Here is a 2,500-nt window from a genome sequence, read left to right as displayed (position 1 = left end):
CGACGGCCCGCACGGCATTGCCGCCGCCGCGTGTGCGCTGCATGCCGTAGTTGAGGCGAATGGCCGCCCGCTCGGTCGTGCCGTAGTCGCGCGCCAGGCTGCGGATCTGCGCCGCATCGATGCCGCAGACCTGGGCAGCGCGCTCGGGCGGCCACTGCAAGGCACGTTCCTTCAGTGCATCCCAGCCCAGCGTGTGCTGGGCGATGTAGTCGTGGTCCAGCCAGTCGTTGGCGATCAGCTCATGCATCAAGGCCAGCGCCAAGGCCGCATCGGTGCCGGGCAGCAGCTGCAGGTGCTCATGGCATTTGTCGGCGGTCTCGCTCTTGCGCGGATCGATGCAGACCAGCTTGGCGCCATGGCGCTTGGCCTCCATCGCATAGCGCCAGAAATGCAGGTTGCTGCCAATGCTGTTGCTGCCCCAGATCAGGATCAGCCGGCTCTCGGCAAAGAACTGCACCCGCATGCCCAGCTTGCCGCCATAGGTGTGCAGCAAGGCCTCGGAGCCCGCGCTGGCGCAGATGGTGCGGTCCAGCAGCGAGGCGCCCAGCTGGTGGAAAAAGCGCCGGTCCATGCTCTCGCCCTGCACCAGGCCCATGGTGCCGGCATAGCTGTAGGGCAGGATGGCCTGTGGATCGGTTTGCACAATGCGGTGCAGCCGTGCGCTGATATCGGCCAGCGCCTCGTCCCAGCCCACCGGCTGGAACTGGCCGCTGCCCTTGGGTCCCACCCGCTTCATCGGCTGCAGCACCCGGTCTTCGTGGTAGCTGCGCTCGGTGTACTTGCTCACCTTGGCGCAGAGCACGCCGCCGGTATGCCCATGCGCGGGGTTGCCGCTGACCTTGGTGGCTATGCCATCGACCACCGTGGTGACCAGCGAGCAGGTGTCGGGGCAGTCATGGGGGCAGGCCCCCAAAACGGTGGTGGTGGCAGCGGAGGTGGTCATGGCAGTGGCGGCGCCCAGGCGGGCGCAAAATCGGGGGGAGAGTTGTGCTGCACATGGTAGCGCCAGATGGCAGGGGCTGGGGTCGCGTGCAGCACGTTTCCGAGCGGGGCCCCGGCCCAGGGTTATTCCCAAGACATTTCAGCGCAGGGGCGCCCGGCTTTGCTGCACCATAGAGGGCTTGGCACGCCGCCCGCCCATGCCTTGGCCCCGCAGGCGCCGCCAGACAGATACACCCCCATGTAGCCAACAGGATTTTCCATGAAGCTGATTGATTCCATCGTGGCCGAAGCGGCCAGCATCGCCCAGATCCGCAAAGACATCCACGCCCACCCGGAGCTGTGCTTTGAAGAAGTGCGCACGGCCGATCTGGTGGCAGCCAAGCTGACGGAATGGGGCATTCCGATCCACCGCGGCCTGGGCACCACCGGTGTGGTCGGCATCGTGCACGGCAAGGACGGCGGCGCCAGCGGCCAGGCCGTGGGCCTGCGCGCCGATATCGATGCGCTGCCGATGCAGGAGTCCAACACCTTTGACCACGCCAGCCGCCATGCCGGCAAGATGCACGCCTGCGGCCATGACGGCCACACCGCCATGCTGCTGGCCGCTGCCAAGCATTTCTCCAAGTTCCGCGATTTTGACGGCACGGTCTACCTGATCTTCCAGCCCGCCGAAGAAGGCGGTGGCGGCGCGCGCGAGATGATCAAGGACGGCCTGTTCGAGAAATTCCCGATGCAGGCGGTGTTTGGCATGCACAACTGGCCCGGCATGGCCGCCGGCAACATGGCTGTCAGCCCCGGCCCGGTGATGGCCTCCAGCAACGACTTCAAGATCACCATCACCGGCAAGGGCGGCCACGGCGCGATGCCGCACATGGGCAATGACCCCGTGCCGATCGCCTGCCAGATCGTGACGGCCTTTCAGACCATCATCACCCGCAACAAGAAGCCGCTCGATACCGGCGTGATCTCCGTGACCATGATCCACGGCGGCGAGGCCAACAACGTGATCCCCGACCGCGTGGAGCTGCAAGGCACGGTGCGCACCTTCCGCACCGAAGTGCTGGACCTGATCGAATCGCGCATGCGCCAGGTGGCCGAAGGCTGCTGCGCGATGAACAACGCCCAGTGCGAGTTCCACTTCAACCGCAACTACCCCGCCACCGTCAACAGCGCCCCCGAAGCCGAGTTCGCCCGACAGGTGATGGTCGACATCATCGGCGCCGATAAGGTGAAAGCGCAAGAGCCCACGATGGGCGCCGAAGACTTCTCCTTCATGCTGCAAGCCAAGCCCGGCGCCTACTGCTTCATCGCCAACGGCGAAGGCGACCACCGCGCCATCGGCCACGGCGGCGGCCCCTGCACCCTGCACAACCCCAGCTACGACTTCAACGACGACCTGATCCCCCTGGGCGCCACCTACTGGGTAGAGCTGGCCACCAAGTGGCTGGCCCAAGCGAAGAAATAAGAAGCCAGACCAGCGAATCAAAAACAAAAAAAAGCGCCCGAGCAAAACCCGGGCGCTTTTTCGTTGAAACACAGCTGAAACCACCCCGCCCCA

Annotated in this window: 2 protein-coding genes; one reads left to right on the top strand and one right to left on the bottom strand. The window is 65.5% G+C overall.

Annotated features, from left to right (window positions below; all coding sequences use genetic code 11):
* Positions 1 to 943: molybdopterin-dependent oxidoreductase (locus H928_RS29535; RefSeq protein ID WP_021028680.1), on the bottom strand; the 943-nt coding region annotated here is incomplete at its 3' end.
* A 258-nt stretch (positions 944 to 1,201) separates the two neighbouring features.
* On the opposite strand from H928_RS29535, the gene H928_RS0123455 reads away from it, so the two are divergent.
* Entirely contained in the window at positions 1,202 to 2,407 is a 1,206-nt protein-coding gene (locus tag H928_RS0123455; RefSeq protein WP_021028679.1) for a M20 aminoacylase family protein, read from the top strand.
* Positions 2,408 to 2,500 lie beyond the last annotated feature (93 nt).

Origin of the sequence: Comamonas sp. B-9 (assembly GCF_000410635.1) — a bacterium.
Taxonomy (GTDB): Bacteria; Pseudomonadota; Gammaproteobacteria; order Burkholderiales; family Burkholderiaceae_C; genus Comamonas.
This window is presented reverse-complemented; position numbering and strand designations above follow the sequence as displayed.

Excerpts from the sequence above, each read along its gene's own strand:
- H928_RS0123455 (WP_021028679.1), top strand. The coding sequence starts at position 1,202 with ATGAAGCTGATTGATTCCATCGTGGCCGAAGCGGCCAGCATCGCCCAG.